The sequence below is a fragment of the Bradyrhizobium sp. I1.14.4 genome (assembly GCF_050435825.1).
Taxonomy (GTDB): domain Bacteria; phylum Pseudomonadota; class Alphaproteobacteria; order Rhizobiales; family Xanthobacteraceae; genus Bradyrhizobium.
Genome location: NZ_JBNDLA010000043.1, coordinates 1 through 25,289 on the forward strand (window position 1 = coordinate 1; position 25,289 = coordinate 25,289).

At 60.0% G+C, this 25,289-nt stretch carries 21 protein-coding genes and 2 pseudogenes; 6 read left to right on the forward strand and 17 right to left on the reverse strand.

Annotation, left to right across the window (positions count from 1 at the left end):
* The 5 genes and pseudogenes from ABIB78_RS37005 to tnpA all read right to left on the reverse strand — a co-directional run.
* The coding region (locus ABIB78_RS37005) for a helix-turn-helix domain-containing protein (protein ID WP_429033977.1) at positions 1–185 on the reverse strand (185 nt) is incomplete at its 3' end.
* Between the two features lie 47 nt (positions 186–232).
* Positions 233–670, reverse strand: a complete 438-nt coding sequence (locus ABIB78_RS37010; RefSeq protein WP_429034008.1) for an IS66 family transposase — start codon at positions 668–670, stop codon at positions 233–235.
* Between the two features lie 7 nt (positions 671–677).
* Positions 678–1,496: pseudogene (locus ABIB78_RS37015) on the reverse strand (IS66 family transposase); the annotation flags it as partial.
* Positions 1,497–1,550: 54 nt separating this feature from the next.
* Complete coding sequence (gene tnpB / locus ABIB78_RS37020; RefSeq protein WP_429033978.1) at positions 1,551–1,901, reverse strand: IS66 family insertion sequence element accessory protein TnpB; 351 nt, start codon at positions 1,899–1,901, stop codon at positions 1,551–1,553.
* Positions 1,898–2,347 (reverse strand): IS66-like element accessory protein TnpA, encoded by a 450-nt coding sequence (gene tnpA / locus ABIB78_RS37025; RefSeq protein WP_429033980.1) that lies wholly within the window; start codon positions 2,345–2,347, stop codon positions 1,898–1,900. The genes tnpB and tnpA overlap by 4 nt, the downstream gene beginning before the upstream one ends.
* Positions 2,348–2,436: 89 nt before the next feature.
* Here tnpA and ABIB78_RS37030 point away from each other — a divergent pair.
* Positions 2,437–2,831: pseudogene (locus ABIB78_RS37030) on the forward strand (transposase); the annotation flags it as partial.
* A 787-nt stretch (positions 2,832–3,618) separates the two neighbouring features.
* On the opposite strand, the gene ABIB78_RS37035 reads toward ABIB78_RS37030, so the two are convergent.
* Together ABIB78_RS37035 and ABIB78_RS37040 are read right to left on the reverse strand one after the other, a co-directional pair.
* Positions 3,619–6,066 (reverse strand): CaiB/BaiF CoA transferase family protein, encoded by a 2,448-nt coding sequence (locus ABIB78_RS37035; RefSeq protein WP_429033982.1) that lies wholly within the window; start codon positions 6,064–6,066, stop codon positions 3,619–3,621.
* A gap of 25 nt (positions 6,067–6,091) precedes the next feature.
* Complete coding sequence (locus ABIB78_RS37040) at positions 6,092–6,472, reverse strand: hypothetical protein (RefSeq protein WP_429033984.1); 381 nt, start codon at positions 6,470–6,472, stop codon at positions 6,092–6,094.
* Between the two features lie 1,243 nt (positions 6,473–7,715).
* Between ABIB78_RS37040 and ABIB78_RS37045 the strand changes: the two genes are divergently transcribed.
* The 3 genes from ABIB78_RS37045 (at position 7,716) to ABIB78_RS37055 (ending at position 11,647) form a co-directional block, all read left to right on the forward strand.
* On the forward strand, positions 7,716–8,423 hold the full coding sequence (locus tag ABIB78_RS37045) for a hypothetical protein (protein WP_429033985.1): 708 nt from the start codon (positions 7,716–7,718) through the stop codon (positions 8,421–8,423).
* Positions 8,424–8,595: 172 nt separating this feature from the next.
* Positions 8,596–9,756 (forward strand): M24 family metallopeptidase, encoded by a 1,161-nt coding sequence (locus ABIB78_RS37050; protein ID WP_429033987.1) that lies wholly within the window; start codon positions 8,596–8,598, stop codon positions 9,754–9,756.
* Positions 9,757–10,870: 1,114 nt separating this feature from the next.
* Positions 10,871–11,647: a class I SAM-dependent methyltransferase gene (locus ABIB78_RS37055; RefSeq protein WP_429033989.1), complete on the forward strand. Its 777-nt coding sequence runs from the start codon at positions 10,871–10,873 to the stop codon at positions 11,645–11,647.
* A 326-nt stretch (positions 11,648–11,973) separates the two neighbouring features.
* On the opposite strand, the gene ABIB78_RS37060 is transcribed toward ABIB78_RS37055, so the two are convergent.
* From ABIB78_RS37060 to ltrA (ABIB78_RS37095), 8 genes are all read right to left on the reverse strand, one after another.
* Entirely contained in the window at positions 11,974–12,171 is a 198-nt protein-coding gene (locus ABIB78_RS37060) for a hypothetical protein (protein WP_429033990.1), read from the reverse strand.
* 954 nt (positions 12,172–13,125) lie between these two features.
* Positions 13,126–13,749: a reverse transcriptase domain-containing protein gene (locus ABIB78_RS37065; RefSeq protein ID WP_429033992.1), complete on the reverse strand. Its 624-nt coding sequence runs from the start codon at positions 13,747–13,749 to the stop codon at positions 13,126–13,128.
* A gap of 202 nt (positions 13,750–13,951) precedes the next feature.
* Complete coding sequence (locus ABIB78_RS37070; protein WP_429033994.1) at positions 13,952–14,512, reverse strand: reverse transcriptase domain-containing protein; 561 nt, start codon at positions 14,510–14,512, stop codon at positions 13,952–13,954.
* 49 nt (positions 14,513–14,561) lie between these two features.
* Positions 14,562–15,815: a group II intron reverse transcriptase/maturase gene (ltrA, locus tag ABIB78_RS37075; protein ID WP_429033995.1), complete on the reverse strand. Its 1,254-nt coding sequence runs from the start codon at positions 15,813–15,815 to the stop codon at positions 14,562–14,564.
* Between the two features lie 522 nt (positions 15,816–16,337).
* On the reverse strand, positions 16,338–17,135 hold the full coding sequence (locus tag ABIB78_RS37080) for a reverse transcriptase domain-containing protein (RefSeq protein ID WP_429033996.1): 798 nt from the start codon (positions 17,133–17,135) through the stop codon (positions 16,338–16,340).
* A 692-nt stretch (positions 17,136–17,827) separates the two neighbouring features.
* Positions 17,828–18,334 carry a reverse transcriptase domain-containing protein gene (locus ABIB78_RS37085; protein WP_429033998.1) on the reverse strand — a complete coding sequence of 169 codons (507 nt, stop codon included), beginning with the start codon at positions 18,332–18,334 and terminating at the stop codon, positions 17,828–17,830.
* Positions 18,335–18,910: 576 nt separating this feature from the next.
* Positions 18,911–19,162, reverse strand: coding sequence for a hypothetical protein (locus tag ABIB78_RS37090; RefSeq protein WP_429033999.1), 252 nt, complete (start codon positions 19,160–19,162; stop codon positions 18,911–18,913).
* Positions 19,086–19,991, reverse strand: coding sequence for a group II intron reverse transcriptase/maturase (gene ltrA, locus ABIB78_RS37095; RefSeq protein WP_429034010.1), 906 nt, complete (start codon positions 19,989–19,991; stop codon positions 19,086–19,088). Before ltrA (ABIB78_RS37095) ends, ABIB78_RS37090 begins: the two co-directional genes overlap by 77 nt.
* 873 nt (positions 19,992–20,864) lie before the next feature.
* On the opposite strand from ltrA (ABIB78_RS37095), the gene ABIB78_RS37100 reads away from it, so the two are divergent.
* A complete protein-coding gene (locus tag ABIB78_RS37100) occupies positions 20,865–21,734 on the forward strand; it encodes a tyrosine-type recombinase/integrase (protein WP_429034001.1) in 870 nt (289 codons plus the stop codon).
* The gene (locus tag ABIB78_RS37105; protein ID WP_429034003.1) at positions 21,735–22,931 is read left to right on the forward strand and encodes an IS91 family transposase; all 1,197 of its coding nucleotides are present in this window, start codon (positions 21,735–21,737) and stop codon (positions 22,929–22,931) included.
* A 692-nt stretch (positions 22,932–23,623) separates the two neighbouring features.
* Here the strand turns inward: ABIB78_RS37105 and ABIB78_RS37110 are convergent.
* Both ABIB78_RS37110 and ABIB78_RS37115 read right to left on the reverse strand, forming a co-directional pair.
* The gene (locus ABIB78_RS37110; protein WP_429034005.1) at positions 23,624–24,745 is read right to left on the reverse strand and encodes an IS3 family transposase; all 1,122 of its coding nucleotides are present in this window, start codon (positions 24,743–24,745) and stop codon (positions 23,624–23,626) included.
* A 195-nt stretch (positions 24,746–24,940) separates the two neighbouring features.
* Complete coding sequence (locus ABIB78_RS37115) at positions 24,941–25,198, reverse strand: transposase (protein WP_429034006.1); 258 nt, start codon at positions 25,196–25,198, stop codon at positions 24,941–24,943.
* Positions 25,199–25,289: the final 91 nt, after the last annotated feature.

A 25,289-nucleotide genomic window follows, 5' to 3' on the forward strand; every position in this document is an offset into this window, starting at 1 on the left:
AGTGGCGAAACGCTTCCGCCGCGCGGCTTCGCAGCGGCGCTGTTATCGTCCCGCCAGCGCTGCAGCCACTTGACCGCCGATGCTACGCTCACCTCAAAACGTTCAGCCGCCTCGCGCCGCGACGCGCCCGCAACCACGGCCTCGATAACGCGTTCCCGCAGGTCGCAAGAATAGGCCTTCGGCACCGCCCGCCCCCTCCGTCGGCAAGGAGAATCAATGCACAGAGTCTCCATCATCGCTGATCGCTTGGGAATCCCTCAGATTCAATTCCGGCGGAAACTGCTTTAGTGTCGGATTGCCGCACCGTAGCTCGCTGCGTCGCCGGCAAACCGCGAATGCGATCCTCGATGGCGTAGAACATCGCGATCCGCTGCAGCGCTTCCGCGGCAATCGGCGACTTCGTCGCGACGTGAACGTCCCAGAACTTCCGCCGCGCATGCGCGAAGCAGAACGCAAGTTGCATCAGACGGCCGCCGTTCTTGATCAGGCCCTTGTAGGCAGCATAGCCATCGACCTGCAGGATGCCGTCGTAATCTCCAAACAGCTGCCTGGCGCGGATCGCCTTGCGATCCTCGGCGAACACGTAGACCACTGCCGGCGGCGCCGGGACCGCCCCACGGGCGGTCGTCGGTCGCGATCGCCCAGAACTGGCAGACTTTGGTTCTGCCACGGCCGGGATCGAGAACTGGCAGCGGCGTCTCGTCGGCAAACAGCCGCGGGTAGGACATCACTGCGCGGCGCAACAGCGCGTGAAGCGGCTTCAGCCACCAGGCGAGGCGGCCCATCCACGAGGCCAGCGTTTGCCGGTCGAGCGTGATGCCTTGGGCGGCAAACATCTGTTCCTGGCGATACAGCGGCAGCTGATAGCCGTATTTCATCACCGCGATGTGGGCCAGCAATGCTTCCGTCACCATTCCACCGTCGATCGCCTGGGCCGGCGCGGGTGCCTGCAGCACACCCTGGCGGCATCCCCGGCAGCCGTACCGTGGACGCACAATGCGCTTGACCCGGTACTGCATCGGAATGACGTCGAAGGCTTCCTTGACGATCTCCCCGATCTTGTGCAGCTGTTCGCTGCAGCAGGGGCAGATGTGGCTCTCGATATCGATCACGACATCGATGCGCGGCAAATGCTCCGGAAGCTTCCCCCGGTTGCGTCGCGCCGGTCGCTTTCCACGGCCCTCCGCTCCGTCAGGCAGCCTGCCTCCGGTCACGTCGTCGTTGGCGGCGGCACGAGCCGCCTGTGCCGTGATGGTGAAGAGAGACAGCTGTCCGAGATCCAGTGTCTCGGAGCGGGGACCGAAGATCGTGCGCTTGTACTGTGACAGGATCATCAGGAGCTTGTCGTTCTCCTGGATCGCAGCGTCGCGTTGGGCGATCGCGGCATCACGCTCGGCCGAAAGCGAGCTGCATTCCGCCGACAACGCCGCAAGCCGTGACGATAGCGCCATCACGGTTTGCCGAAGCAATGCTGGATCGGAAGGCAAATCACTCATGCAAAGTGATTCTACAACAACTCCGCATGAGTGACGAACGACTCTTGATAAGGATCAACCAGCTCGTACTGGCTGATCCACAATTCGCATCGGCACACGCTTCCAGTCCGAGCCATCGAGCAGCACCGAGAGCTGAGCATGAGACAGCGGCCTGACGCCTTCCTTGATCGGCGGCCAGGTGAACTGCCCCTCGATTCTCTTGTAGTAAAGGACAAGCCCGCTTCCATCCCAAGTCAGGATCTTCACGCGATCTCGGCGCTTGGAGCGGAAGACATAAAGTCCGCCGTCGAACGGATCGGCTCCAAAGGCCTCGCTCACCAGCATCGCCAGCGAGTCCATGCCACGACGGAAATCGACCGGCTGCGTCGCAATCCAGATCGACAACCCAGGTCGAAGCCCGATCATCGACCAACCGTCCCGACTGCCGCCAGCACCTCGCACAGTGCCCGCCGGTCGACTGTCCCCCTGACACGGATGCGAACCTCGCCGACGTCGATCTCGATCGTCGCCTGCTCCTCACTCGGCAATTGGCCCCCGCAGCCGGTGATCGCGACCGGCACAAAGCCAGGTGGCATGCCTCTGTCCCCGCGCTCCACGACCTGCGCCCGCGTGGCCTGGCGACGCCAGAGAAACAACAGACTTAGACTGATGTCGTGTCGCCGCGCCACCGCGGACACGCTTGCACCCGGCGAAAAACTCTCCGCGACAATCGCCGCCTTCGCATCGGTCGACCAGCGCCGACGCCGGCCCGTCCCGGTGATGATCTCGACACGCTGCAGCGTGTCGGCGCCGTTTTCAAGGATAGGCGTATGCCTACCCTTATCGCTATCCTTACGACTATCCTTGGACATTGTGACCTCGCGACAAACCATTCCGCGAGATCTTTCTAGTCTAGCTGACCAGATCAGCCCTCAGCGCGTGGTCCCTGCATGACGCTCACATCCGTCCGGCACATCGAGATTACCGGCTTGCCGAAAGCCGGCCGGAGGAATGGTTGCTGATCGAGTAGCCGGAGGGCGCGGAAGCACCCACCAAATATTGGTTCTCGACGCTTCCGGAGAACATTGGATTCCGTCAGCTGGTTGACACGGCTAAGCTGCGCTGGCGCATTGAGCGCGACTACCACGAACTCAAACAGGAGATCGGCCTTGGCCACTTCGAGGGGCGAGGCTGGCGCGGCTTCCACCATCATGCAGCGCTGTGCATCGCAGCCTACGAATTCCCAGTCTCCGAGCGGGAGATGATTCCCCCTCAGCAACAGGTTCCGCCGGGCTTTTCAAAGAGGTTACAATTCCCGAAACTTATCGCCCGAGGGGGCCCGCCATTGCGGCCTGAACGCCACGTTCCAAATTCGATCTCGACTGTTCGGCGGAAATTGAGCCCCTCTCTCGCGTCCACACTATCTCGATGTCCTTGTTGTATCAGAGCAATCTCAAGATAAAATAGTCATCGAAATTTATGACGCAGTAAGACTAGCTAGCCCGGATGTCTCACAGACAGATTTGTTGCCGGCCGGTCTGAAGGCGGAAGGAGGGCCAGTGCACGGCCCTGTTGCTTTGCTTACACCTAGACCTTCATCTGACCGATCGTAGACGGTCGGATCGCTGACAGTACAGGTCCAGTCGGATACGATTTGAGAAGCGGGTCGCACGCAAGTAAGTGGTGATAGTAGCCGGCGCCAGGGCGCAGATAAGAGCGGACGCATCTCAATGTCTGGTCATTAATAGTTCCGATGATTGCTGTGGTGACGGCCGACCTTGTGGGAAGTAGTTCGTGTGAAAATATTCACAACGGCGTCCGGGCACGGCGTCTACTGACGGAGGTTAACCTGTAATCGATCTCAAGAGCTCAAAAAGCGTCGTTCTCGTTGGAGTGGGAATGGGAGTGGGATCACAATCGAAGCGTGGCTTACGGCCAGCAGTCGGTGACTGACAGCTCGATGCACGTCAGTGAGCTGCGGTTGATCGAGCCCGGTCACTTCGATGCGATGTCTTGCGCGTCAATCAGTAGTGGTGCCTAGCCTTTGGCACGAAGTCTGGACCGAGCCTTGCGCCCTCATTAATGACCAGCGGTCGGCCGATCTGCCCGAGGGCTGGTCAATGTGAGCCGTAGCGTCGATTTATCAGTCCGACGACCCCTTCTGTGTTTTTGCGAGTTCCCCCTCGGAGAGCATTGTCGTGCCGATGATGTGCTCGCTCGCCAATTGTTCGATCTCGGCATCGGAGAGACCGAGAAGCCCTGATAGGATCTCTCTGTTATGTTGTCCGAGCGTGGGTGCCGCTGAGCGGATCGCATAGGGCCGTGCGCCTTCACGAATCGGCATCGAGGGCTGCGGATGCAAGCCTATGAAAGCGCGTTCGACTTGCTGTAGAAAAGCACGCGAGCCGAGATGCCGATCCTTGAGCAGGTCAATTGGCAGGCGGGCCACGCCGGCCGCAACCCCTGCAGCCTGCAACTCGGACATGGCCAGATCCGCATCGCGAATGAGCGTCCAGGCTTCGATGCGTCTCTCGATCACATTCTCGATGCCACGGCGCGCTTCCGTAGATTTCAGAGAGGGGTCCGTGGCCCAATCTGGCCGGCCAATAAGTATGGCAAGCCTCTGCCACATGTCCTCGTCGGTCGCCGCTACTATGATCCAGTCGTCCTCACCGTCACACCGGAAGCAGCCGTGCGGCACGAACTGCGGATGTCGATTGCCGTGTCTTTTCGGCCGCATACCGTCGATCGAGTGGACGGTAATCCATGGCGCGGCAAACGGCATCATGCATTCGATCTGCGCAAGATCGATGAACTGTCCTTGCCCAGTGTTGCGAGCGCTAATCAGCGCAACCAGAACTGCAGCGCAGCCGTTCAACCCGCCGACGGCATCGCCGAACGCGATGTGGCTCATCACGGGTGGCCCGTCGGCGCTTCCGATCACGCTCGGCAAGCCCGAGCCTTGCTCAAGAGTCGAGCCGTAGGCCCGGCAATCGCGATGGTCGCTATTCGCGCCAAAGGCTGACATCGACATCACGACGAGCCGAGGATTGAGCCTTCTGAGCACCTCGTAGCCAAGCCCGAGCTTTGGCAGCACATCGACCGAATAATTGTTGACAACAATATCGGCTCCCGCCAACAACCGCTTGGCAAGAGCGACGCCTTGCGGCTGCTTCAGGTCGAGTGTAATACCGCGCTTGTTGCGGTTCATGATGCAGAAGCCCGGCGTCATTTCGTACATCTGACCGTCCACGTAACCAGGGCGCCGGTCAACGCCGCGCCACCAGTCCGGATACTGGATGGCCTCAATCTTGATGACGTCCGCACCGAGATCGGCCAGTGTTCGCGTACACAGCGGACCTGCCCACCCCATCGAAAAATCGATGACGCGAATTCCCTGCAACGGTAGCCGGTCGGCATCGATGCGGGCGGACGGCCCTGGCACGGTACCGGTCAGGTGTATTTGGGTATTCGAAAAACAGCGCTGCTCGCCGGGAGCCGGAACCTTTCCGCCCCGGCGCGGCGGTGTCAATGTCAGCCGCTGCGCCGAGCCGACCGTCAGGCCCTCTTCTTCGCCAAGCAAGACGGGCACGATTGCGCCGCGCTCTTTCTTCTCCGTATCCTGGAGCAGATCGGACATTTCGGGTACCGGCACGATCGGGATCTTGCGTTTCAGTCCCTCCGCAAACCACTCCTGCGCTGTCCGCGTCTTCAGCCTCGGTATAAGCTGTCGTTCGATCTCTTCCATATGTAGCAGACGATCTTCGTTGAGGACCAGAGACCGATCATCACGCAATTCGGAGAGGCCAAGCATATCGCAGAATGCTCGCCATTGTGCTGGCGTGAGCGCCGTAACGCCGAGCCAACCTTTTCTGCTTTCGTAAATGCCGGCGGGAAAGGTCGGCCAGAAGCGGTTAATGCCAATCCGGCGCATCACGTCGCCGCGCGCAAACGCCTCGAACATGAGATATTCGCTGAGAGCGAGACACGATTCGAAAATGCTGAGCGACCACGACCGCCCTGCCCCGCCCTGCATTCGCGCAAACGCCGAAGAAGCTGCGGCGATGAAGCCCCACAGCCCGGCCAAGATACCCGCCTGGAAATCCGCTGCGTATAACGGCGGCCCCTCGACCGGCCCCACCAGCTTGATGAGGCCGGCGAGCGCGCGGACGGTCGAATCGGTTGCAGCGAATCCTGCATAGGGTCCTTCGCGGCCAAACCAGCTCACGTCGAGGTAGATCAACCCGGAGCGCTGTTGCCGGATCGCGGCGATGTCAATGGACGGGCAATCCGCAGGGCCGACATCGCGGCCATCGACCAGAATGTCGCAATCCTCGATCAGTGCCGTCAGGCGTATGATCGCGTCAGGATCCGCGCTATCTATGATGATACTTGATTTGTTGAAGTTCAAGAACGCGAACCACGCGCTGTGGCCACCGGGCGTGAGTGGCGCGCTGCGGCGAAGTGGGTCGCCTGCTGGTGCCTCGACCTTCTGCACGTCGGCGCCGAAATCGGCAAACAACCGGGCGCAATAGCTGGTTGCGGTTGAGCTGCCGATCTCAACGACCTTTAGGTGCGATAACACTCCCATCGAGGACTCTATTTTCCGCGGCACGCTATTGCTCCGGGACATCTGGCACGCGATGCCCACCTGTAGACACTCCAACGCGGCGCTGCTTACCAAGCACCGATACACGGATGCGATTGCCGGAAGGTGGAGGCACCGAGAACGGCACAGACGCGGAGTCCCGGTCCGCGGATCGCTTGGAAGGCGCTTCATAGGCCCGCGCCGCTTGTCGCGATCGAACGTGTCCGCGCTCGAGGAAAGAGGCGCGGCCTTCGTCGTGTTGGCGCAGGTCGTCCTTATCAGTGCGGTCGAAGGCGTCGATCAATTCGCGCTCCCCGGTTGGGGGTAAGGCGTTGAGCTTCTCGGGTCGATGCAAGCTGATGGTGAGGATCTGCTCGACGATCTCATATTTGGTGGTCATGTCGGCCATGGTATTCCCTTCGCCAAATAGCTCCACTTACTTACCTGAGAACGGAAAGAATGAACCCACCAAAGCTGGTAGTGTTCTCTGATTCAGAGTTTCGCAAGTATCTTCCATCCAGCCGCGTCGTCGATCTCGGAAACTAAAGCCTTTAGTGTTTCGAAAGGCGATTTCCGAGCTCGGGGAATTGCGAGCGGTTAGCGCTGGGATGCGCTGCGGATTTGAGCTGTCTACCAGTCTTGGAGGCTGGGACGCGGTTAGAAGCGCTCTCGCTTGGCCGATCGGCCGACGGAATCGCGCCGATCAACCCAGCGCCCCGCCATGTATCTGACGCAATAGCTGACCGAGACGACGGGCAAGCCTCGACTCTCGTCTGTCCGCGCCATCCGGCGATAGAAAGAAAGTAAGCGCGGCTCTCCACGATCGAGAATCCGACCGCACACCGATTGCGAGCAGCGAAGCAGAACTTTGGTCAACGGGGTGAACTGGCGCTGGACCGATGCCCCTTACGCTATCTGATTTGGTAGCTGCCCCCGCAAAATAGCCAGTGGTCTAGTTCGTTTGAACCACGGCGGCAGCCCGCAAGCTTTGTAAGGGAACGTTCAAGTTCGGCCCGATGTCGCCATGCCGCGTTCAGGGCGGTCGGGTGCATATTCTTGGCAAATTGGAATGGAAAAAAATGGACGCGGACGGCTCAACATGACCCTCGATGGGCTATCATCGTATCGTCGCGTGGCCCATCGGCGAATTCGGCGGCGTGAGGCCGGTGAGTTACGTGCGGCTTGGTTTCTGCACGGAGATCGAGGCCATGTTGTTCGGTCAGGAGGTGAGTCCGACCCATGTGAGGTCACGTCACACCGACTGCGGGAATGTGGAGGCGGCTGGGGAGCAGCGGGAAAGAAACGAGCAGCCCGCAGGACAACAAACCCGTTCGGCCTCGTGGAGCCGTTGGTCCCGCCCTGGGCGGCCGCCATATGCTGGTGCGTGTTCTAATGAGTGGGCGGCCTGAACGGCACCTTCGATCGCATGGGCAAGACTGCTCCAACGATCAAAGCGCCTATGCACGACCGACTCGAAGTTCAGATCCCCACTTGGCCCGCGGCCGTTTGTCTAGCGAGAGTTGTGATGAGGCGCGCTGTAAGGATACAGGCTCGATCGGGTTCGCATTCTCGCCAATCAGGCGCAGAATTTCCGCCAGATCACGGCCTACATTTGGGGAATTCGGCTTTAAAGCGAGGGCTATGCTTCGTCGATGACTTCGCAAATCCCACGCTCTATCGGAATTCTGGCCCTCGAACGCGGGGTTCCACCCGGCGCTAAGCCGCCGACGCCGCTTCCCGGCTCGATGCTGAATTCGGCTACGTTCAACCTCCCGATTATCTCGGAAACCGTAGCGGGGGCCTGGGTGGAGAATGTCGTCCGCGGGGATCCGGCGCTCGAGCCCGCCTATATCGCAGCCGCCCGCCGTCTGGTCGAGCGAGGCGCCGTCGCAATAAGCTCGACCTGCGGCTTCTCTGTTCGACATCAGCCGGCGGTGGCCGCGTCGGTGAATGTGCCGGTGGTGCTGTCGAGCCTGCTCCTGTTACCGGTGTTACTCCGCCAGCTGCCGCCGCCCGCCAAAATCGCCGTTCTGACCTACGACTCGACGCATTGCGGCGAAGATCTGCTTGGGCTTGATGATCTAGGTGAGCGGGCGAGAATCGTGATTGGCGGCATCGAAGGCGGCAAGTTCTGGCATGACGAGCTGAGGCGTCCGGCGCCACCGGTCGACGTCGCCGCGATCGAGACGGATGTCGCCGCCTGCGTAGCGCGTCTCCGTGCCGCGTATCCTGAGATCGCGACCATCTTGTTCGAGTGCGCGGCGTTTCCGATTGTCGCGCCGGCGATCCGTCGTATCGCGAAGCTGCCCGTCTATGACATCACGGACCTCTGCCGGATGACGATGGCGTGCATCGCCTGAGGTTGTTGTTACATGCACTAGAACACGCGGACTGCGACAGGCTCAGTCAGATACTCCGCAACGACGCGGTTAGCTAAGGACACTTTGCGGCCGGTACAGTGCCACGTGTCAGCGCCGTGCAAGGAATCTCATCCAAGAAACGTCATCCAACCAACATCAGGAGAAAGTACTCATGCCCGCATTTGATCAAACGGAATACCGCGAGCGTACCGCTCGGCTGCGCCAGCTAATGGCCGAGCGCGGGATGGACACGCTGCTCGTGCTGAACGAGTCGAACATGTATTACCTTACTGGCTACGACGGATTCTCGGACTACGTTCCGCAGCTCGCTATTGTTTGTCAAGACGAGGAGGATCCGTGGTTGATTCTGCGTGAGATGGATGTCAGATGCGCAACGGCCTCGTCCTACCTGCCGCATTCCCGCCTCCTCAGCTATCCCGAGAAATATATAGGTTCGAGCCAGCGGACGCCGTGGAAGCCGATTGGAGATCTGATCCGCGAGCGCACCAAGTCGAGCCGCATCGGGATCGAAATGACGGCAAGGATGTATGGGGTGAAGAGCCAAGCCGCCTTGGGAAACAGTTTGGACCTTTCGAAGAGTATTGATGCTGATGGCATGATTTCGAAGCTGAAGCTGCTGAAGTCCCCTGCTGAGCTCGCCTACATGGAGCAGGCCGGAACGATCGTAGATCGGGCCATGCAGGTGGGCCAGCTAGGGATCGCTGTCGGCGCACGAGAGTGCGATGTAGCCGCGGCCATAACGCATGCGCTAATCGCGGGCACACCGGAATTTCCGGGCGGCCCTTCCCGCATTCTTTTTCCGACCATGCCGGTTGGCTCACCCGCGACTGCACCGCATATCAAGTGGTCGGACGGGCGTTATGCAATGGGTTGCCAGACCAATTTCGAGATCGGCGCCTTCCGCCACCGCTATTGCTGCGCGTTGTCCCGGGTAGTTTTCTTAGGTGAGCCGCCGGCTCGCTCGCGGCATGTGCACCAGGCGGTGCTCGATGGCTTCCTGGCGGCGTTTGAAACCATGCGGCCCGGATTGACATGCGGCGATGTCGAACGAGCGTTCAAGCGCACATTCAACCCTCGTGGCGTGCGCAAAGAATCCCGAAGCGGTTACTCCCTCGGGATCGATTGGAACGACGGTGGAGCGAGCCTGCAGGACGACGACGAGACCGTGATCCAACCCAACATGACCTTCCACATAATCATCGGCATCTGGGAGAAGGACGACGGCTATGTCTTTAGCGAGACCGTACGCGTGATGGAGAACGGTGCAAGGTCGCTAAGCAGCATGCCGCGCGACTTGCTGGTCAACCGCTGAGATTCTACGATTCTGTTATGGACGTCGGCGCGATACGCCGACGTCCAGCTAGATCGGCGACGCGACCATTCAAAGCTTACATTGTGCGCGAGTAAACGGTGAGCCGCGATGACTCAGTCATCCGCAACCTCCGAGGACCATACACCACCACTTGATTACTGTACCTCACACTTTGATGGTGAAGCCTCGATTGGACAGCGAATAATCATTTTGCATCGAACTATTTTGCGCGACTACGTTGGCGAGGTCGGAGTTGGCGAAGCCATCGCCGGCCCGCGGGCCTCGTGGAGAAGAACTCTCGACGGATGTTGCCTGTTGGGTGAACAACGCGCCCCAAAGGTAGGGGTTATGGTATCGGCTACGCATCGAAGGGTATTGTGGATCCACGGCACAGCTCGACTGGTTGGCTGGACGTTGGACGACACGATAACTACGGATTCGCGCTCTCGGCGCAGCCGGGCGAGTCGCAGAGGCGACCAGCTACTAACTCGAGCTCTCGGCTCATCGTGTGTATCGGCCTGTCCGCACTTCGCGTCCCGGACACCGTTATCGATTGGCGCTTCATCGCGCCCGGGAAAGCCGATGCAGAACGGTTTCATCGAGAGTCTCATGTGTAGACGTTATGGACCCCGACCGATTGCAACGATCGAGGCCGTGAACGGCAAAGACATATTTCGCCAGATCCAGATCTATTCGAACGACCTGCGCGACACTCCTCCATCATTGCAGTTGACGTTCGAGATATTCCAGCCCGCAACGAGGGCGGGGTGCATACCATTGGTCCCGCCGATGTAAGTGATTTGTCAGCAAATTGGATAACAATAGGGTGCCATGTCTCATTTCTGCACCGCGAACGCGCTCCTTGCCGATTCTGCCAACAAACTTCGAACATCTCCTGACTGTGGGACGGTCGCCTATCGCAGCACTCCATATAGCGGCATGCAACAGAGCTTTGTGCCCGTCAACTATCAGCTTTAGTAATTGATCTCCGGCACGGACATCGCAAGTATTGCTTGGCGACCGGCTTCTTCGCCATCGCGTCCTCGGTGGCTTTAGCGGGTCGCCCCCTTGAGCAGTCAGTGAATAGACCAGGACCAGATCTAAGGAGACAAGGATGATCGTAGCGAGTGAAGCGTTTCGTGGTGCGGCGCCCTACTATGCTCGGCACTGGAAAGCCTATCCGGAAGACTTATTCAGATCCTTGGTCAGGGTCTGCGGGCTAACCACCAGCAGTCGTGCACTCGATCTTGGCGCCGGCACGGGACAGATCGCTATTCCCTTGGCGCGTTCGGTCGCAGACGTACTGTTTGTCGATGCAAGCGACGAAATGGTCCAAGAAGGGGAGCGAATGGCTGGAGCAGCAGGAGTCAAGAATATAGATTTTCTAGTATCGAGATCTGAAGACATAAACGAACCAATATCGTCATTTGACATCGCAACAATTGCGGGCTCCTTCCACTGGATGGATCGAAAGACGGTGTTGGCAAAGTTAGGCAAAATACTTAAGCTGGGTGGTTGCGTCGCGATCACCTTCCCCAAAGTGGATGGCTCGGAACCTGGAGAATGGCGTAATGCAATGATGAGCGATCTTATTGAGTTCTGGGGAGGAAGCTGGCCGGCACGGCCTGTACAGACGACCTCCCACCGAGAAGTCCTTCGTGATTCCGATTTCAGCGAAATCACAGAGCTTCGTCACGATTACGAGCACCACTGGAACATCGATGACCTTCTTGGCTATGTCCACGCAACGTCCTTGGGTGCACCAGGCAGTCTCGGAGAACGTCGTGACGAATTTACGACGCGTGTTCGTCGCTTGCTGCTGTCGTATTCGCCGTCTGGTTCCTTTGTGGAAAGAGGTTACTTCTCGACGATGCTAGGATATAGACCATAGACGTACTTCTCCCACTCGTTGCACTCGGACAAAATAGTGATCCGTTCTTTAATCGCGGGGACAGTGTCAACCCGATAGACAAAAATGATCCGCTGCCGGGTTCATGGTTCTTCCGCAGTCATCTCGATGCAGGAGCGCCGCATGATGGCGTTCAAGAGGTGTGGCATCTCGATGTGAAGAGCGCGGTGCGTGGAGCCCGCAGGACTTCGAGATTGCCCACACCTTCGTCCCGGCAAGGACGCTTGTTCAACCGGGCTGGTTTAAAACTGGTTCATGGGGTGAACCGGTTTGTTAGTTGGAAACTGACCGCTCTTGATCCCTTTCTATCACGCTGCCAGAGATTCTGTCTGCTGCAGTTGCTGTGGGCATGTGGTCAACGCGTCAGCGTTGTCCACCATGTCCACAGCCTTCGCGGCCAGCATCCGTTCGCGCCAGACCGCCATCGGCGTGCGATAGCCATGCGCCTGATGAAGGCGGCGATCGTTGTAGAAGGCGATCTGCGGCTTCCGATTTATTCCGGCCATGCATTGATCGGGATAGGGGGACGTCTCGCGACGTCACCCACCGGGTCACCGGAGGCGGTCGCCCGCCCCCGGTCGGGTAGGACCGAGGCGCGGACCGGGCTTCGCATGATGCCGACGTTTCCTCGATCCCCCCTATCATTCCGTACGGCGGGTTTTCCCCGATACGGCTGGAAGGCTGGCATTTCAGGTAGCGCCTTCCCGGATGTTGCGCACGCTTAAGTCTGCTCCCGACATACACGCCGCCTCGGCCGGTTTGCATCCACCCTTCGTACACCTCGTGGTCCAACGATTATCCCGCACAGTGTCGGGTCGTTGACTCGATCGTGCACCGCCATGAAGTGGGATTACCACTGCCCCAGGGGTCCTCGCTCTTGCCCGAGTTATGTTGTCTCGAGCCGTCATCACTTAATCGACCCCATCCGCCCCACTCGTGGGCACATCGCGATTTCACCGCACGGCGGCTTATACGCGATGTCTTCGCTGTACGGGAGCGCCGAGGCGACCCGCGAGTGGCTCCGAGCTTTCGCTGCACATTCCTTCCTGACATGCCGCCCTCTCCGACCCCGGGGAGTTCAGACATCGTATCGTCCAAGTTCACGATGCCGACATGGTCTTCGCCAAGGGAACACGGGCTCGACACTCCCGATACCTCCACAATCCGTTTCACGTGGGCGTTCATTTCGGGGCTACACTGGTTCGCAACTGTTACGGCCTGCCAGGTTGCTCGCCTCCCTGGACGGATCTGACTGGAATACGTGTCCAGCCACAGGAGGCTTTTACGTCCAGGCTTTCGACGGAGCGGTCACCCTTACCGTCGCTGGATATAACTACGACATCGATTGGACTCCTATGTCGGCGGGACTTCCACCCGCTGGAATGTCAGCTAGCTTCGCTGCACGTTCCCACAGAACGTGGCGTGCGGATTTCCCGCACCGACGCTCTTCGACAGTTGCTTCACAGCACTGCAAGCTCCTGCAGCTCCCGATAAGGGAGGCGCAGCTTAGGCTTCAGCAACGGTATCCGTTCTTTGATTTGGTTGAAGGCGTCCCAAGTGAGGCGTCGGCCCGCCCAGCTGCGGCTGCGCAGCATTCCGCGCCAGTAACGCTCCACGGCCCGATAAACTTTTACGAGGCTCCGGAGATTTCCGGCGACGCCGTAATAGGCATAGTGGCCGCGCAGGACGACGTTGATTTCACCGGCCTGGTCACTGATCTTGTAATGCCGTATTCGCCGCATCAGCTCCTGCAGAGACATAAGGCTGCGCTTTAGCCGAGATTTCTCGGTGCGCATCCCAACCTTGAAGTTGCCTTTTTGGTTTCGCGTGCAATAGAGCGTCAGTCCCAGAAAGTAGATTGTTTCCGGGCGGTTTCTGCCGCGTTTGCCCGCGTGCCTTTGCGCGAACCGACCAAACTCGACCAACTTGGTCTTGGTCGGCTCTAGAGTGAGGCCGAACTTCCCCAACCGAAGACGCAAGGCGTCCTGTACGCGGATGGCGTCCGATCGATATTGGAAGCAGATCACAAAGTCGTCGATATAGCGCACCAGCCGGGCTTCGCCCCGCAACCGACCCTTCACCACGCGTTCGAACCAGAGGTCGAGAAGGATGGTAGAGACGAGCCTTGAAGCGGTAGCCTTTGCGGAGCCTCACTGTTGCTGACGTTTTCACGTCAGTGCCCTCACCGAGCCGGCATGGCTTCTTGAACTCGCCTCCCCAAGCAGAACCCGGCGTGCAGATTTCCCGCACCGGGCTCCCCAGATGACATTTGCGAAGAGCGCCTCATCACACCGTCGGATGCAAGTTTCGAGCAAACGGAAGCTCGAACCACGGGCGGTCGCCCAATTGTGCCCAGCTCAGCCGACGGCGTTGGCCACGGCGTTGTAGGGCTTGCTTCCACTGTCGCTGGGTTTCAAGGCGGATCCAGCTCAGCTTACGGTCGCAGTGGTGCAGAGCGAAGTACTGGTAGAAGCCGCGCAGCATCACCGTTAGGTGTTGTTGCTGTTCGCGTCTCTTCCAGTGCCGATGCTCGAGCAGCCACTCGCGGGTGCGAGCGAGGAACTTTCTGCAGCTCTTCGTGCTGGGGATACGGATTAGGGCGAACCGCCCGCTCCGATCCACCCCACAGACATGCTTGAAGCCGAGAAATTCAAATGTCTCCGGCCTCCGTCCGTGCTTGCCCCGCATGGTGGCAGCAAAGCGTCCAAAGAGCAGCAGCCGAGTCTTGTCCTCGGCCAGCTCCAGATTGAACTGCGCGAACCGCTCCCGCAACTGGCGCTGGAAGTTCTGCGCATCACCTTGGAACTGGAAGCACCCCACGAGTCGAGTAGCGGAAGGGACTTTCACCCTTCCGCCCTCACAGATCCGGACAGGAGGCTCTCGTCTCATCCGGCTCCTACCCTCCAGCCTCCGGCCGCACGCCTTGTTCCCACAGGACAAACAACTTGGGGTCCCGCCGCGCGATGCGCCCCAGCCAGTGCATCGACGCGCGTTCTCGGCGCTTGAACCGCTTGTACTTCCATCGCGCCCAACGTCCGAGGGCCTCATTAAGATGGCGAAGCACCTGAATGCACTTCGAGCGATAGAACCGCCCGTAGTAATTCAGCCAGCCCCGCACCACCGGGTTGGTGAATCTCGCCAAATCCTCCAGGCGCTGGTTGTTCCTGGTGGATGCCATCCGCCAATCGCGGATGGTATGGCGGATCTTCTTGGCGGCCTTGGTGCTGATCGCCGGCAGGAAGCTGACGAAGTGCTTTCCCCACCGGTTCTTCGCTCGTCGAGGCTGGAAGGAATAGCCGAGGAAGTCGAACTTGATGTTCTCGTACGTTCCCCGTCGATCATCGTCCTTGCAGTAGACGATCTTGGTCTTCGTTGAATGAAGCTCAAGCCCGCAACCCGCAAGTCGCACTCGGATGGCTTCCAGCACCGACCGTGCCTCTTCCTCACTCCTGCAGTGGACGATGACATCGTCAGCGTATCTCTCGAACGGATTGTTCGGAAAGGTCCGCTGCATCCACGCATCGAACGCATACTGCAGAAAGAGATTCGCCAAGAGCGGGCTTGCAACACCACCTTGCGGGGTGCCTTTCGTCCGTTCAAGGAGGATACCATCCGGACGTTCGATCGGGGCACGCAGCCACCGGCCAACGTACAGACAGATCCAGGCAAGATCAGTGTGGTACGCAACAGCCTTTTCGATCAGGTCATGCGGGATGGAATCAAAAAAGGGTTTGATGTCCAGATCTATAACCCAGTCGAATGCCCAGCATCGTTTCCGCGCTACACTAACCGCATCCAACGCAGATCGGCCGGGACGGTAGCCATAAGAGTCGGGGTGGAAGATTGGTTCCACCTTCGGCTCCAGCACCATCTTTGCGACTGTCTGCGCCACGCGGTCGGCGATCGTCGGAATGCCGAGCGGCCTCGTGCCACCTCCGTCCTTCTCTATCTCGACAAGCCGCACAGGCGGAGGAAAGTACGAGCCGGACGACATTCGATTCCAGATCTTGTAAAGGTTGCCCTTCAGGTCCTTCTCGAACACCGCCAGCGACACACGATCCACGCCTGCAGCACCCCGGTTCGCCTTTACCCGTTGATAGGCTTCCCACACGAGTTGCTTCGGAATGCCATAAGGCTTTGCTTCAGGCATCGGCTCCTCCCATTGCTGGTTGGCCGTCACCCTCCGCTGGAGAGTCGGGTCCCTTTGCTCTGCCCGCATTACCAGGCTTCATCGCTCGTACTGACCCGTCCGTCCCTGGGCCTCGCATCGGTACTCGGCTCCTCATGGTTCTAGCCACTTGGAGGTCTCCCTTGGCATCAAGGCACAGGTTCCCACGTTCCACACAAGAGCCTCGCGCTGGTCTCACGCCGTCTTCATGCCGGTCGCCACTCGGATAGTAGGCAGGCATCCTCCGAGCTTCATCCCAGGCCAACAACTGGAGCCTGGTTTCGACGACATCCCTATGCTTTCGACACGTCATCAACGGTTCACTCGCGTTCGTCTTACCAGCAGACACCTGACGGATTTACTCCGCCTTTTCCGCAACGCTCACCACCCCAGCCATTGTGCCGGAGCAGCTTGCGGTGGTTTGAACCCTGATCCTGCAATCCGGGTCCGAGGGGCCCACCCTCATCTCTTGTGCAGCAAGGCTGCATCGAGTCGGCTCTTACTCTACATGATAGCCTCCTCTTCGCGCCGTCGTGGCGCACAGTCATCAGCAAAACGCACCAGATATGCCTCGCCTCGACATAGTGGTTTGAATTTCTTCGCAAACCAAAGATCGAGCGTAAAGTGCAAGTACACATTACTGAGCACAGGCGATATCGGTCCCCCTTGCGGGGTCCCTTCCCTGGCTGGAAGGAAGATCCCGTCCTGCAGTGCCCCGGCCTTCAGCCATTTTGATATCAGCTGAAGGATGATCGGGTCCGCAATCCGGTGAGCCACCATCCGGCGTAACCACTGATGATCAATGCGGGTGAAGTAGCTGCGGATATTGGCCTCGAGCACATGGCTGACCTTCTTTGTCACGATATGCCGGCGCAGAGCCTGCAAGGCATGATGAGGGTTTCGCCCTGGTCGAAAGCCGTAACTGCAATCAAGGAAATCGGCTTCGAACACAGCCTCGAGAATGCGCGCGACCGCCCGCTGCAGCAGCCGGTCGGCGACAGTGGGAATCCCCAATGGTCGCGTTCCGACCTTGCCCGGTCCTTTAGGTATCTCGACCCGCCGAACTGGCGGCGCGCGGTACGTGCCTTCTCTTAGCTGTGCACAGATCTCCTCGACCCGCTTCTCCATCTCGCTCGCAAACTGTTTGGTGCTTTGCCCGTCGACGCCACTTGCTGCGTCCCGGTTCATCATTCGCCAAGTTTCCTTGAGGAACGCCGGTGTCAGCAAGTGGCCCAACGAGGTGAATCGCACCTCTCGGTCCAGTTTGGCTTTCTTCGCTATCTGACCCAGTTTCGTTGACATCAGAATCCTGCCTCTGTGCGTGCGGGTAATGTTTCCCTGCGGTCAGTCTTCATCTGCTTCGCCGCTTCCCCCTTTACGCGGCTTTCCCGCGCTCCGAGTACTACCAGCGAATCCGACTTCCACTGCAGCGTCTGCCCTTCTCAGGAATGATCCATATCGTCCGGCATACTCGGCGCGCTTCCGCTGCGCACCGAGACCACAGTGGATCTCTCAGGTTCCTTGATACTTCCCTTCTCCGAACGTGCCGTGCGCTCTGACCCCGCCGCAGTCTCCAGCCACCTCGCCCTTGACGGTGGCCTACTTTTGCCTTCCCGCCACTACGACGCTGTCGGCCTGCGGATTCTTATCTTTACGAGGCTGAACCGCTTCACTTGCGTTACGGCCCGCGCGTCGCTCTGCCTACGCTTAGCTCATGTCGTTACCTCCATAAGCCCAAGCTCGATTCCCCGTGGGGTGGCTCTCCCCCTTGCCGGGGCGGGAATTTCACCCGCTGCAAGCATCAGGCTTGGCCTGACGCACCGTAATGAAGGTAGAGGTTGCTCAAAAGTACACTGATCGATCCGCCTTGTGGCGTTCCTTGTTCGCTCGCGTGCACCGCTCCGTCTTCCAAGACGCCCGCTTTCAACCAGCGCCGGATCAAGCTGATCATGCGTGGATCACCGACTCGATGTTCGACAAACTGGAGGACCCGATCATGATCGAGACTCTCCAAAGAAGTTCTTCAAATCCGCCTCCAACACCCAGCTGATCATGCCGCCGGCGATGACCTCATTGAGGGTCGCCAACGCATGATGGGCGCTGAGCTTTGGCCTGCCGCCGAACGAGCAGGGCAAAAAGTCCTGCTCGTAGATGGCAGACAACACCTCAGCCGTGCTGCGCTGGAGCGCCCGGTCGGCGACAGTTGGAACCCCGAGGGGGCGCTTCTCCGTCTTACCGGGCTTGGGGATATAGACACGCCGAATGTTCGGCGCCCGATATCCCTGGCGGTGGATGGATTGGAGCATCGGCTCGATCCATCCGTCGAAGCTCTCCCTCGCCGCCTCCACCGTCTGTCCGTCCACCCCGGCGGCGGAGCGCTTCGGAATCTCTGATAGATTCTCCAGCACTCGGTCGCGCGTGATGTGATGGGCCAGCGAAGTGAAGCGAAGATTTGGCTCGCGCCGAGCTTTCACTGCCATTTGTTCAAGTTTCGTTTCCATGGTCAGCTGATCTTCTCTTAGAATAGAAGGCCGTAACTCCCGTTGAATGGAGCCCATGTCGCCCAAGAACAATTCAACTACCGCTGACCGCTTCCCCATGTGGCCGGCTCTCCCGTCCTCAGAGTACTATCGGTCAGTCTGACTTCCACCCGGTCGTCAGACCCTTCTCACCTCAGCGGCTTGGCAGGTCTTACAAGCTTGCGCTTGAACCGGATGGATCTCCCTTGTTCGCGCTGCTTCCTTTGATTGCATGCTGGCGGTACGAACCCCGGGAGCACCTCTGACCGCTCGCGTTGTCGCGGCCAGCGGTTCCGCCTTCCCCTTTGAGAGACAGGGTCGGCTACTCCGATCACGTTCGATTTCGGGGCTATTTTCCCGTTCACTTCATTCCGGCCTACAACCTCCCTGTCTACGCTTCGCAGCGGCCGTTACCGGACGCCACGCAAGACTCGGTTCGCGGCTGCTCGCTAGGCTTTGCCGCGGCCGTCATCTCAGACGGCAGACTTCAACGCGCTTGCAAGGCGCAACTCCCACACCACCGGGCATACGGGTCCGTACCACGGCGGTTCGATCGGGTTAAGCCGGCACAGGCATGAAGATTCGGGGGAGACCAAGAGAGTCGAACGCATGATTTCGTAGGGCGTGTTGAACCGCCGGGTGTCCGGACATGCGCCAGAGTCCCGTCGGTGAACCGGCAGCGACCGATGCGGCGAACTTCGCGATGCCGAGGCGGCGAAGCTCCGTGAATCGGTTATGCCCGTTCCGCCATTTCCGCCAGAGATACAACCGCAGTCTCCGGCGGATCCAGGCTTCCAAGTTCGTTAGCACGCGCGGGGGCTGACAGAAGCCGAAGTACCCGCGCCATCCGATGATGGTATGGCGTGAGGTCTGCGATCATCTGCTGCAAACTGATCCCTCGCGTCCGGCATGTGATTTCCCGGATTCGGTCTTTGAACTTGTCGAGGGCTTTCGGCGCAATGCGTCGCTCGCTCCCGTCATTCGCAATGCTGACTCCGAGAAACTTACGTTCCTCGGGTCGCGCCACCGCGCTTTTGGCCTCGTTGACTTTCAAGCGGAGCTTGTCGGTCAGGAACCGGCTTATCGAGGCCCTCACCCTTTCGCCGGCGTGATGGCTGCGAACATAGATGTTGCAGTCATCCGCGTAACGGCAGAACCGGTGACCACGTCGAGCCAATTCCTTGTCGAGATCGTCGAGCACGATATTGCTGAGGAAGGGCGAGAGCGGACCGCCTTGCGGGGTCCCTTCGTCCACCGGTCGGACCAAACCATCTTCCAATACCCCGGCATTCAGGAATGCCCGGATAAGCTTGAGCACGCGTTTATCGGGTATCCGTGCGGCGACGCGCGACATCAGGATGTCGTGGTTAACTCGGTCGAAAAATCTTTCCAAATCGAGATCAACCACTACGTTGTAGCCATCGGCGACGTAACGCTGTGCCTGGGCTACAGCCTGGTGGGCGGACCGCCCCGGCCGAAATCCGAAACTGTGCTCCGAAAATGTCGGATCCCATCGCTCTTGGAGAACTTGCAGCACGGCTTGTTGAATCAGGCGGTCGACGACACAGGGGACGCCGAGTTTCCTGACCCCGCCATCCGGCTTCGGGATTTCGACCCCGCTTAACCGGCTGCGGCCGATAGTTCTCGTCGAGCAGCTGAGACCGAATGTTTGGCCAGTGCTGACGCAGGAACGCCTTCGCGTCGTCGATGGTCATCCCATCAACGCCGGGGCTTCCCTTGTTCCTTTTAACACGCTTCCATGCTCTTTCGAGGTTCTCTCGGTCGCACACCTCCTCCATCAGTCGTTCTGTGAAAGCCGAGTTTTCGGTAGCTGATTTCGCCATGAATGGTTCGGTCTCCCGCCGGGGCTTCACCCCGGTCCTTCGGTTCCAAGGCCAGCACTTGCTGGTTGTTCTGCCGCTTTCTATTCACGAGATACCAGTCCTACTTGCTCTCTCAATCGTTCGGGCCTTCAGCCATCGTTTCCGGCTCCGCCTATCTGTTTTCTCCACCTTTCGGCCTTGGAGTGCCTCAATAGCTTTGCCGACAGCCCGACCTAATACGCCCTCAGCTGACTTCTGCCCGGCGGTCAGACGGCCTCGCGGTCGTCTCAGTGGCCCGAGGGCGACACCGGGCAGATCTCCCGGGGTAAGCTCAATCGCCTTCGGTGCACAACCGCCGGATCTACGCTTCGCATCCTTGATGGATCTGGACTTCGCGATGTGTCGCCCGCTCGTCCGACGCTTGCACTTCATATCCGGTTTTTGTTCATCCGCTCGCACCTTTGATCCACGCTTCCTTCAGACCCCGCCTCGCGACGGCAGCCCTTGCGTTTCACTAACCCTTCACCTCCATCAGGTTGGGTGGAAGACTTTCACTTCCGAGCTATTGAGCATGCCCGGCACACAACGAACCCGCTCCGCGGGAGGGCGTGGCGAGGCCGTTTAACTGAGAGGCATTTGTTTGAGAGGATTGGACCGCAAGTCCGTTCCTCTTAATACAGGAGTGCCTCATGGCCACGATGAGTTCGAGCCCGCTGCGCCGCCGCATGATCGAGGATATGACGCTGCGCAACTTATCACCGTCGACGCATCAATCCTACGCCTATGCGGTTGCGAACTTTAGCCGACATTTCGGCCGATCACCTGACAAGCTCGGCCTTGAGCAGGTGCGCGCGTACCAACTGCACCTGATCGGGTTGAAGCGGTCGTGGACCCACATCAACCAAGCGACGTGCGCGTTGCGCTTTTTCTATGCGGTGACGCTCGGGCGCAAGGAGGCGATTGAGAACATTATTTCGGCCCGCGAGCCGATCAAGCAACCGCTGGTGCTGAGCGCCGAGGAAGTCGTCCGTTTCCTGGAGGCTGTACCGGCCCTGCGCGACCGCGTCGCGCTGGTGACGGCCTACGCTGCCGGGCTACGGGTCGGCGAGGTCAGCCGCCTGAAGCCCAGCGCGATCGACAGCAAGCGCATGCTGATCCTGATCACCGCCGGCAAGGGCGGCAAGGATCGTTACCTGATGCTGTCACCGCGACTGCTCAGCATCCTGCGATCCTACTGGTGTCTAGCCAAACCGCGCCATTGGCTGTTTCCGGGGCGCAATCCGGACGATCCGGTGAGCGTCGCCACGCTGCAGGAGGCTTGCCGCAAAGCTCGGCAACATGCCGGCCTCGATAAGCGGGTGACGGCACATGTTCTGCGGCACAGCTTTGCTACTCACCTTTACGAGCGCGGTACTGATATCCGGCTCATCCAAGTCCTTCTTGGGCATGCGCGACTGTCGTCGACGGAGCGCTACACGCAAGTCGCAACCAATCTGATCGCACGGGCCAGAAGCCCGCTCGACGATCTCGACGCGCGATTGAGATCTCGGCCCGAGTAGGTGCCCGGCGCACGTCCGGCGTTCGTGGTGGTGGACATCTTCCGCCAGCACGGCGACGCGTTCCGCGTCGCCCACGCCGGGCACCTGAGCCGATCCCAGCTGCGCGTGATGGGGGCCATCGAAGCGTGCCGGACTGCCGCGCTCGGTGGTCACGTCGAGTGCTGTGTCGACTGCCGGCACCAGCGGATCTCCTACAATAGTTGCCGCGACCGTCATTGCCCGAAGTGCCAGAGTACGGCAGCCCGCGAGTGGCTCAGCGCCCGCGCTGCCGACCTGTTGCCGGTCGAGTACTTCCATGTGGTGTTCACGCTGCCGGCGCCGGTGGCGGCGATCGCCTATCACAACAAGGCGACCGTCTACGCGATGCTGTTCGAGACAGCGGCTGCGACTTTGAAGACGATCGCGGCCGACGAGCGGCACCTCGGCGCTGAGATCGGTGCGATCATGGTGCTGCACACCTGGGGCCAGACGCTGACCCATCACCCGCACGTCCACTGCATCGTGCCGGGCGGCGGGCTGTCGGCGCACGGCGATCGCTGGATCGCCTGTCGACCGGGCTTCTTTCTGCCGGTGCGCGTGCTGTCGCGTCTCTATCGCCGGCTGTTCCTGGAGAAGCTGAGGGCTGCTTATCGTGCCGATAAGCTGCGTTTCTTCGGCAACCTGAAGCACCTCAGCGATCATTCAGCGTTCGATGCAGTCCTTACGTCGCTGCGCCGCGTCGACTGGCTGGTCTACGCCAAGCGACCTTTCGCCGGCCCCGAGCAGGTTCTCGCCTACTTGGCTCGCTACACGCACCGCGTTGCCATCTCCAATCACCGGCTTCTCGCAGTCGATAATGACGGCGCCACATTCTCTTGGCGCGACTATCGCGACGGAGCGCGGATGAAGTCGATGACGATCACAGCCGACGAGTTCATACGCCGGTTCTTGTTGCACGTCCTGCCCGATGGTTTCCAGCGCATCCGCCACTATGGATTTCTTGCTAACGGTCATCGCCGTGCCAAGCTCATGCTGATCCGTCGCTTACTTGCGGCAACGCCGCCTTCGATTGCCGATGAGGCGCCCGAGCAGCAGCCTGCCTGCGCCGTCGCAGACACATCCAAACGACCACCATGCCCCTGTTGCGGAAGCCGTATGGTCGTTATCGAGATCCTTCCCGGACCTCGTCGGGGTAATCGGACGCCGGACACCTCATGAGCCCAATCGCGCACGATAGTTCTCGCCGATGTCACTGCTACCGCCGTCTGTGGCCGACAGCGGGTCGGTGCTCGCCCAGCCATGCTCCAATCGCCGTTGCAAGCACGATTCCGCTGTTATTGCACACCGAGCCCGCCGCGACGGCCGGGCTGCACGCCAATCTGTCCATTTACCAATCCCAACTGATCGCGGATCGCAGCACGGCTGCGGCGTCCTCAATCCCCATAACCGCTTGAGCTCCCGGCCCGCGGCTTCGTTCAACCCGGCTTGAGCTGCGTCGCGCTCGTGCCTGTGTCGCGCATCCTCAAGCGCGACCCAGCTCAACCCTAAAGATTCCGGGGGATCGCGACCAGCCTGTGGATGGGTGTGACGGGCACCGTTGGGTGATCTGCGAATCAGCATGGCCTTCGCTCCTTTCCACGAGGAGCGGGGGCAAATGCCAGGACCGAGATTACCCATGCGCAAAATCCGCGACGTGCTGCGGCTGTCCGCCGCCGGCATGTCCAAACGCAAGATCGCCGCCAGCCTGGGGGTGAGCGCGACGGCCGCCGGGGAGTGCATCCGGCGGGCACGGCGCGCTGGCCTCACCTGGCCAGGCCTGACGGACGAGGCGCTGGAGACCCGGCTCTACCGACCTCCAACAGTCGAGGAACGGACTTGCGGTCCAATCCTCTCAAACAAATGCCTCTCAGTTAAACGGCCTCGCCACGCCCTCCCGCGGAGCGGGTTCGTTCAATGCATGGCCGGCTTCGTCGGAATCCGCAGGCGATCCAGCTGGCGATCCCTGCTTTGGCCTCGCGGCCGTCAGCATAGCCCTTGAGATAGATGTCCTTATGCTTGAGCGACCGCCACAGCCGCTCGATGAAGACGTTGTCCATCCAACGACCGCGACCATCCATGGAGATCTTGATCTTTGCGGCCGCCAGCGCGTCGGTGAAGACCGCGCTGGTGAATTGGCTGCCCTGGTCGGTGTTGAAAATCCCCGGCGCGCCGTACTTCGCCAGCGCCTCGTCCAGAGCCGCCACGCAGAACGAGACGTCCATCGTGTTCGACAACCGCCACGCCAGAACCGCACGGCTCGCCCAGTCGATGATGGCGACGAGATAAAGAAAGCCGCGGCCGATGGGCAGATACGTGATGTCGGCCGCCCACACCTGGTTTGGCCGGTCGATCGTCATGTTGCGCAGCAGATAGGGATAGATCTTGTGGCCCGGCGCCGGCATCGTCGTGTTCGGCCTTGGCCCCAACACCGCGATGCCCATCTTGCGCATCAACCGCCGCACGCGCTTGCGATTGACCTGAAGCCCCTCAGCCTTCAGCATCGCGGTCATTCGCCGCGAGCCCAGGAACGGCCAGGCGGTAAACAGCTCGTCGAGGCGCCGCATCAGGGCAAGGTCGTTGTCGTTGGCCGGCCGTGGCGGCCGGTAGACCCCAGAGCGCGCGATACCAAGCAACATGCATTGCCGGCGGATCGACAGCGCTATGTCGGCGCGATCGAGCATTCCTCGACGGTCCGGCGTGCTCATCTTCCGGACCTCCGCACTAAAAAATCGCGCTCGACTATCAGTTGTCCAATCTTGGCGTGCAGCTTCTCGATCTCGCGTTCGCGAGCGTCCTCGCTCTCCCCGCCCGACACCCGCGTCAAAGGCCCGGGCCGCCTGGTCCAGCAGTTGCTTCTTCCAGGCATAGATCTGGTTCGGGTGAACCTCGTAGCGCTGGGCCAGATCGGCCACCGTCGCCTGCTCCCGCACGGCTTCCAGCGCGATCTTTGCCTTCAGTGCCGCGTCGATCTTGCGTCTCGTCTTCGTCGTCATCATGCGCTCCGTCTATCAAACGGAGCAGCCCCTTCCAACTAAGCACGTGGTCCCAAAATCGGGGTCCATTTCACATCTCTGCTTGGAATTCGGTACCCAACATCAGAGGTTTGTGAGTCAGGTGCTATGAAAATCTGCGAGCAACCAGAGTCGGTTATCATTTGTCCCCACCGTCTCAATCTCTGATTCCAGGTACTAGGTCCAGATGGCATGGAGGATGACAGCCATTTTGCGAGCGACGGAAACCTTCCGCTTTTTGGCGCCGATGCGTTTGGCCAGCTTGCGGCCCCAGCGCTTGAGCGCACAACTTCGCCTGACAACGGTCAGCAGGACGTTCGCGGCCTCGAACAAATGAGTTCGCATCTGGTGGTTGCTGCACTTGGAGATGCGGCCAGTGCGATCCATCTCACCAGATTGATAACGTCTTGGTGTCAGGCCTAGATAGGCGCCCACGTCGGCGGAATGTTTGAAGAGTGGGGTCGTCGATGGTAACGACGAAGGACAGGACAGTTAGGGGACCGATACCGGGAACAGTCATCATCGC

What these genes read in the sequence shown, in the direction of transcription:
- ABIB78_RS37050 (WP_429033987.1), top strand. Translation starts at nt 8,596, where the DNA reads ATGCCCGCATTTGATCAAACGGAATACCGCGAGCGTACCGCTCGGCTG.
- tnpA (WP_429033980.1), bottom strand. Translation starts at nt 2,347, where the DNA reads ATGTCCAAGGATAGTCGTAAGGATAGCGATAAGGGTAGGCATACGCCT.
- ABIB78_RS37045 (WP_429033985.1), top strand. Translation starts at nt 7,716, where the DNA reads ATGACTTCGCAAATCCCACGCTCTATCGGAATTCTGGCCCTCGAACGC.
- ltrA (WP_429033995.1), bottom strand. Translation starts at nt 15,815, where the DNA reads ATGCCTGAAGCAAAGCCTTATGGCATTCCGAAGCAACTCGTGTGGGAA.
- ABIB78_RS37080 (WP_429033996.1), bottom strand. Translation starts at nt 17,135, where the DNA reads ATGTCAACGAAACTGGGTCAGATAGCGAAGAAAGCCAAACTGGACCGA.
- ABIB78_RS37060 (WP_429033990.1), bottom strand. Translation starts at nt 12,171, where the DNA reads ATGGCCGGAATAAATCGGAAGCCGCAGATCGCCTTCTACAACGATCGC.
- ABIB78_RS37110 (WP_429034005.1), bottom strand. Translation starts at nt 24,745, where the DNA reads ATGACGACGAAGACGAGACGCAAGATCGACGCGGCACTGAAGGCAAAG.
- ABIB78_RS37035 (WP_429033982.1), bottom strand. Translation starts at nt 6,066, where the DNA reads ATGGGAGTGTTATCGCACCTAAAGGTCGTTGAGATCGGCAGCTCAACC.
- ABIB78_RS37055 (WP_429033989.1), top strand. Translation starts at nt 10,871, where the DNA reads ATGATCGTAGCGAGTGAAGCGTTTCGTGGTGCGGCGCCCTACTATGCT.
- ABIB78_RS37085 (WP_429033998.1), bottom strand. Translation starts at nt 18,334, where the DNA reads ATGGAAACGAAACTTGAACAAATGGCAGTGAAAGCTCGGCGCGAGCCA.
- ABIB78_RS37100 (WP_429034001.1), top strand. Translation starts at nt 20,865, where the DNA reads ATGGCCACGATGAGTTCGAGCCCGCTGCGCCGCCGCATGATCGAGGAT.
- ABIB78_RS37040 (WP_429033984.1), bottom strand. Translation starts at nt 6,472, where the DNA reads ATGGCCGACATGACCACCAAATATGAGATCGTCGAGCAGATCCTCACC.
- tnpB (WP_429033978.1), bottom strand. Translation starts at nt 1,901, where the DNA reads ATGATCGGGCTTCGACCTGGGTTGTCGATCTGGATTGCGACGCAGCCG.